We start from the raw sequence: 6,459 nt of genomic DNA, 5'->3' as shown, positions 1-6,459 counted from the left end.
CGAACCCGGCGCCATCCGCAAAATGACCGGCCTCGGCGTCGACGGCATCATCACCGACTACCCCCAGACCCTCACCCAGCGCTGAGTCAGGGCCGGGTCGCCCGGTCCAGTTCGATCAGGACCGAGTGGTACGCGCGTCCCGTCGCCCGGTCCATGCCGATCTCGCACATCCGGTTGGCGGACAGGTGGGCGTCGTAGGCGCGCGAGGTGACCTCGGCGGCCTCCTTCTCCGTCGCGGACGCCGTCAGCTCCTTGTGCAGCATGCCCCGGTCACCGGCGAAGGCGCAGCATCCGGCGTCGTCGGGGACGACCACCTCGTCGGCGACCGCCTCGGCGACCTCGCGCAGTCGATCGACGTCGCCGAGGTGCTGCATCGAGCAGGTGGGGTGCAGTACCGCCGAGCGGGCGGTGCGCCGGATCGTAAGCCCTGGCAGGAGTTCCTCGGCGGCCCAGACGACGGAGTCGACCACCGTGAGGTGCCGGTGCAGTTCGCGGTTGGCCTCGGTGAGGTAGGGGACGACCTCGTCGGCGATGCCCAGGGTGCAGGAGGAGGCGTCGACGACCAGCGGGAGCCTTCCGCCGTCGGTCCAGGCCCAGGCGGCCTCGACGACGCGGTTGGCCATCACGGTGGTGGCGTCTTCGTAGCCCTTGGAGTGCCAGATCGTCGAGCAGCAGGTGCCGGCGACGTCGTCCGGGATCCAGACCGGTTTGCCGGCGCGGGCCGAGACGTCGACCACGGCCTGCTGGAGCGAGGGGGTGTCATCGCTCCCGGGCCCGCCGAAGATGCGGTTGACGCAGGCGGGGTAGTACACGGCCCGGGCGTCCGCCTTCGCGGTGCGGGGCACGGCGCGCGTGGCGGCGCCGGGGATCTCCGGCAGCCATTCGGGCACGAGGTCGGGGCGCACGGCCTTGCGGGCGAGGCCGGTGGCGGCCGTCAGCAGCCGGTCGGCGACCCGGTCGGCCGCGCCCACCGCCAGGCGCGCCGACGCCTCGACGGCCTTGAACCGCCTCGCGGTGAGCGCGGCGATCCGCTCCTCGCGCGGGGAGTGCCGCCGGTGTCGGAAGTCCTTCATCATGGCGCCGGTGTCGATGCCGACGGGGCAGGCGATCCGGCAGGTGGAGTCGCCCGCGCAGGTGTCGACGGCGTCGTAGCCGTAGGAGGCGAGGAGCTGCTCCTCCACCGGTGAGCCGTCCGGCTGGCGCATCATCTCCCGGCGCAGCACGATCCGCTGGCGCGGCGTGGTCGTCAGGTCGTGGCTGGGGCAGGTGGGTTCGCAGAAGCCGCACTCGATGCAGGGGTCGGCGACGGCCTCGATGCCGGGGATCGTCTTGAGGCCGCGCAGGTGGGCCCTGGGGTCCCGGTCCAGGACGATCCGGGGCGCCAGGACGCCGTCGGGGTCGACGAGTTGCTTCGTGCGCCACATCAGCTCGGTCGCCCTCGGGCCCCACTCCAGCTCCAGGAACGGGGCGATGTTGCGTCCGGTGGCGTGTTCGGCCTTCAGCGACCCGTCGAAGCGCTCCACGGTCATCCGGCAGAAGTCGTCCATGAAGGCGGCGTACCGGTCGACGTCGGACGCCTTCGACGCGTCGAAGGCGAGCAGGAAGTGCAGGTTGCCGTGGGCGGCGTGACCGGCGACGGCCGCGTCGAAACCATGGCCGGCCTGGAGCCGGAGCAGGGCCTCGCAGGCGTCGGCCAGCCGGGACGGCGGGACCGCGAAGTCCTCCGTGATCAGTGTGGTGCCCGCCGGCCGGGAACCGCCGACCGCGGTGACGAATGCCTTACGGGCCTTCCAGTACCCCGAGATGGTCTTGGCGTCACGGGTGAACTCGTTGGTCACGGAGGGGGCGGGGGCGACGAGGCTCAGCCGCTTCAGGACGTCGGCCGCCGCCCGTTCGTACGCCTCCTGGCCCGCTTCGTCCGCTGCCCGGAACTCCACCAGCAGCGCGGCGGTCTCGCGCGGCAGTCCCGCCCAGTCCGCCGGCACGCCCCGCACGCTGACCGAGGCACGCAGGGTGTTGCCGTCCATCAGCTCGACGGCCAGGGCCCCGGCCTCGTTGAAGAGGGGCACGGCCGCCGCCGCGGCGGTCAGTGAGGGGAAGAAGAGCAGGCCGCTGGTGACGCGGCGGTCCAGCGGCAGGGTGTCGAAGACGACGTCGGAGATGAACCCGAAGGTGCCCTGGGAGCCGACCATCAGTCCGCGCAGGATCTCCACGGGTGTGGTGCCGTCCAGGAAGGCGTCGAGCCGGTAGCCGTTGGTGTTCTTGATCTCGTACTTGGCCCGGATGCGGTGGGTGAGTGCCGTGTCCGCCTCGATCTCCGCCTTGAGGGCCAGCAGGCCCGCGCACAGCTCCGGCTCAGTGCGGGCCAGCTTGTCGTCCGCGTCCGGGGCGGCGGTGTCGACGACGGTGCCGCTCGGCAGCACGAAGGTCAGCGAGGCGAGGGTGCGGTACGAGTTGCGGGTGGTGCCCGCGGTCATGCCGGAGGCGTTGTTGGCGACGACCCCGCCGACGGTGCAGGCGATGGCGCTGGCCGGGTCGGGGCCCAGGACCCTGCCGTACCGGGCGAGGGTGGCGTTGGCCCGCATGACGGTGGTGCCGGGGCGGATGCGGGCCCGCGCGCCGTCGTCCAGGACCTGCACGCCGGTGAAGTGGCGGCGGACGTCGATGAGGATGTCCTCGCCCTGGGCCTGGCCGTTCAGGCTGGTGCCGGCGGCGCGGAAGACGAGGTCGCGGCCGTGGGAGCGCGCGTACCCCATGATCGCGGAGATGTCCCCGGTGGTCTCGGGCAGGACGACGACCTGCGGGACGAACCGGTAGGGGCTGGCGTCGGAGGCGTACTTGACCAGGTCGGAGACCTTCCAGCGGACCTTCTCCGGACCGAGGAGTGCAGTCAGTTCCGCGCGGAGCCGCTCGGGTGTGCCCGAGGCGCCCCGGTCGGGGACCCGGTCGGCCGCGGCGGCGCGGGCCGTTCCCGGGCGGAGGCTGTCCGGCTTGGGCTCCAGCAGGGGCATGACGTTCGTCTCCCACACGGTCTCGGTCGGTGCTGATCAGCGTACGACTGCGAAGGGCTCGCGTGCCCCGGGGTGCGCCGGGGCACGCGAACGCGGAAGGGCGGAAGGGCGGTCACCCGGGTGTGGGAGGGCCGGGCAGGACGGCCACCACGTCGATCTCCACGAGGATGTCCATGAGGTCCGACCCGACGGTGGTGCGCACCGGGCACGGCTCGTCGAAGAACGCGCGGTAGGCGGCGTCGTACGCGGCGAAGTCCCGTTCGAGGTGTTGCAGGTGCGTGGTCACCTTCACGACGTCCCGCAGGGAGAGCCCCTCCTCGGCGAGGACCGCGCGGACGTTGCGCAGCACCTGCGCGGTCTGCGCGCCGACGCCTTCGGGCACCTCGCCGGTGGCCGGGTCCTGCGGGCCGAACCCGGCCGTGAACAGGAGTCCGCCCGCCACCACGCCCTGCGCGTACGCGCCCGCCGGCCGGGGAGCCCCGGTCGTGCGCACGGCTCGTTTCCCGGTCCGCCCGCTCATCCGGTGAGGTCTCCGTCCCGCTCGTTGACCCCGGCGTAGTGGCGGAGCTTGTCCTCGTCCACCCGCACGCCAAGGCCCGGTCCTGACGGCACCCGCAGCCTGCCGTTCTCCAGGTGCAGCGGCTCGATGATGTCGTCCGCGTGCAGGTAGTACATGCTGTCGATCGCCCGGGAGAGGACGGGTGTGCTCGACACGACGGCCAGGTGCGCGGCCGTGGCGATGCCGAGTTCCCCGCCGCTGTGCAGGTTCATGCCGAGGCCGAAGGTGTCGCAGTGCGCGGCCAGCGCCTTGGTCGCGGCGATGCCGCCCCACTTGTAGACGTCACCGTGGATGACGTCCACGGCGTTCAGCCGCATGGCGGGCGCGAAGTCCTCGAAGCGGACGACGCACATGTTGGTGCACAGGGGGATGCGGACCTTCGCCTTCACCTGGCTCATGCCCTCGATGCCGGCGCACGGGTCCTCCAGGTACTCCAGGTCGAGTTCCTCCAGCGCGATCCCCGCGCGCACCGAGTCGGGGACGGACCAGGCGGCGTTCGGGTCGACGCGCAGGTTCACCCCGGGCAGCGCCTCGCGGACCGCGCGCAGGATGGCGACGTCGCCGGCGCAGTCCTTGGTGCCCTTGAGCTTGACGGCGTCGAATCCGCCCTCGGCGACGACGCGCACGGTGTGCTCCGCCAGGGCCCTGGGCAGGTCCACCGGTGTGGCGCCCGGCGCGTCGGCGCGGGTGACGAGCGCGGTGATCGGGACCTCGTCCCGCACGGGGCCGCCCAGCAGGTCGGTGAGGGACTGGCCGGTCGCCTTGCCCATCGCGTCCCAGCAGGCGACGTCGACGGCGGCGATCGCCGCGTAGCCGAGGTAGCCGTAGAAGAACGGCACCATGTGCTGCTTGCGGTGGAAGCTCTCCAGGGCGAAGGGGCTGGTCCCGATCAGGTCGGGGGCCAGTTGCCGGACGATCGCGGCGACCGGGGCGCCCCACATCGTCTCGCCCCAGCCCTCGACGCCGTCGTCGGTGCGGATGCGGACGACGGTGCGGGTCTCGCCGGTCTTGGTCTCGAACGAACTCGTGAAGGGGTTGATGAGCGGGAGGTTGACGACCCACACGTCCACGTCGGTGATCTTCATTGCTTCTCCTTGTCGCATCGCTTCATCAGGACGGCCGGCTCGCCGTGTCGAACGCCCGGATCGCGTCGGCGAGGCCGCGCGCCCGGTCGTCCAGCAGCAGGCCGCCCCGGACGGCGTCGGCGCCGGACGCGTCGTCCGTGGCGCCGTCGACCCGCTCCCACTCGCCGTGGCGTTCCACGGTCAGGCCGGGGTGCGGCGGGTGGTCGAACAGGGGCGGCGGCTCCACCGGGGCGCGGGCGGGCACGGGTGTGCGCACCAGACGGGGGTGGGCCGCGAGCATCAGTGAGGTCTCGAACCATCCGGCGTGCCCCGGGGTGACGTCCGGCCGCCCCGCCTCGTCCTCGCCCGCGGTGAGGGTCCAGTACGAGCAGGCGGCCACGGTCACCCGGGCGCGCAGCGCGAAACGCTTCACGGCGAGCCGCATGATCTCGTCGTTGCCGCCGTGGCCGTTCACGACCAGCACCCGGTGGTGTCCGCTGGTCACGAGCGAGTCGAGGACGTCGTCGAGGACCGCGCCCAGGGTGGCCGCGGAGAGCGAGACGGCGGCGGCGAACAGGTGGTGCGGGCTGTGGCCGAAGGGCAGCGCCGGCAGGCGTACGACCTCGGGTGCGGCCGCCTCCCGGGCGAGGAGGTCCAGCGCCCGGTCCACGACCTCCTCGACCAGGAGGGTGTCGGTGCCCATGGGCAGGTGCCCGGCGTGCTGCTCCTGCGAGCCGATGGGCAGCAGGGCGATGCCCCGCTCACCGGCCCGGCGGACCTCGCGCCAGGTGAGGTCGGTCAGTCTCGATTGGCTCACGGTGCTACCTCTCCGAAACGGGGCCGTGGCAGAGTCGGCGCATGGTCCACAAGAGTTCTCCGCTGCGACTGGTCCCCGCGGCCGTGCCGCGACCGGCCGCGCCGCCCGCGCCGCGGCGGCTGGGCGCCGTCGAGCTGGTGCCAGGCCGGGTCAGGGCCGCCGTGCTGTCCGTCGCGGGCCAGGTCCTGGACCGTGCCGAGGCGTCGTACGACGCGGCCGGCGCGACGCCCGCGGACATCGACGCCGCGCTGGAGGAGGCCGCCGGTGTCTTCGCCGCGCACGACCTCCAGGGGATCGGCGTGGCCGCGGCAGGGCTGGTGGACCCCCACGCGGGGCTGATCCTGGAGGTGAACGACGTGCCCGCCCTGCACGGCTATCCGGTGACGGAGCGGCTCGGCGCGCTCACCGGCGCCGGGGTGCGGGTGGAGCACCGGGCGCGGCTCCAGGTGCTCGGCGACCGCTGGTTCGGCGCGGGCCGCGGGCGGCGCACCTTCGCCTCGGTGTCGACGGGCGAGGTGCTCGGGGTCGGTGTCCTGTATGACGGCGAGGTGATGGCCCCGCCCGGTGGGCGCAGCGGCGCGCACATGACCGTGTCGGCCAGCGGTGAGCGCTGCACGTGCGGCAGCCGGGGCTGCTGGAAGACGGTGGCCACGACCGGCTGGCTGCGCGCCCGGGCGCGGGATGCGGGCCTGGGCCCGAAGGTGTCGCTGGAGGCCCTGGTGAACGGCGGGGACGCGCTCGCCGGACGGGTGGTGGAGGAGTACGCGCACAACCTCGCGCTGGGTCTGGTGAACGTGCAGCAGTTGTTCGCGCCCGGTCTCTTCATCCTGCACGGTGAGGCGCGTGAGGGCGGTGAGCGCTTCCGGACCGTGGTGGAGGAGCGGCTGCGCGAGGCCGTCGCCTTCACCGGGGCCGAGCAGCCCCGGGTGCTGGTGGGAACCGCCGCCGTCGACGACGTCGCGCTGCTCGGCGGTGCGGGTCTGGTGCTGTCGCACTTGTAGGGCAGTG

General features: G+C 73.1%; 6 protein-coding genes. 2 read left to right on the top strand and 4 right to left on the bottom strand.

The annotated features are described in order from the left end of the window. The coding region (locus ACFW01_RS36825) for a hypothetical protein (protein WP_384509447.1) at nt 1-85 on the top strand (85 nt) is incomplete at its 5' end. 1 nt (nt 86) lies between these two features. Here ACFW01_RS36825 and ACFW01_RS36820 read toward each other — a convergent pair. From ACFW01_RS36820 to ACFW01_RS36805, 4 genes are all read right to left on the bottom strand, one after another. Beyond that, nucleotides 87-3,011: an FAD-binding and (Fe-S)-binding domain-containing protein gene (locus ACFW01_RS36820; RefSeq protein WP_234958670.1), complete on the bottom strand. Its 2,925-nt coding sequence runs from the start codon at nt 3,009-3,011 to the stop codon at nt 87-89. A gap of 112 nt (nt 3,012-3,123) precedes the next feature. Next, the gene (locus ACFW01_RS36815; RefSeq protein ID WP_234958666.1) at nt 3,124-3,531 is read right to left on the bottom strand and encodes a Rid family hydrolase; all 408 of its coding nucleotides are present in this window, start codon (nt 3,529-3,531) and stop codon (nt 3,124-3,126) included. Then, on the bottom strand, nt 3,528-4,655 hold the full coding sequence (locus tag ACFW01_RS36810) for an enolase C-terminal domain-like protein (protein ID WP_234958665.1): 1,128 nt from the start codon (nt 4,653-4,655) through the stop codon (nt 3,528-3,530). The genes ACFW01_RS36815 and ACFW01_RS36810 overlap by 4 nt, the downstream gene beginning before the upstream one ends. Nucleotides 4,656-4,680: 25 nt before the next feature. Then, a complete protein-coding gene (locus ACFW01_RS36805) occupies nt 4,681-5,451 on the bottom strand; it encodes a creatininase family protein (protein WP_234958664.1) in 771 nt (256 codons plus the stop codon). Nucleotides 5,452-5,492: 41 nt separating this feature from the next. Between ACFW01_RS36805 and ACFW01_RS36800 the strand changes: the two genes are divergently transcribed. Then, a complete protein-coding gene (locus ACFW01_RS36800) occupies nt 5,493-6,452 on the top strand; it encodes an ROK family protein (protein WP_384510980.1) in 960 nt (319 codons plus the stop codon). Nucleotides 6,453-6,459: the final 7 nt, after the last annotated feature.

The organism is Streptomyces sp. NPDC058985 (assembly GCF_042740985.1).
Classification (GTDB): Bacteria; Actinomycetota; Actinomycetes; order Streptomycetales; family Streptomycetaceae; genus Streptomyces.
Note: the sequence above shows the minus strand (reverse complement) of the source record. Positions and strands in the feature narration are given on the sequence as shown.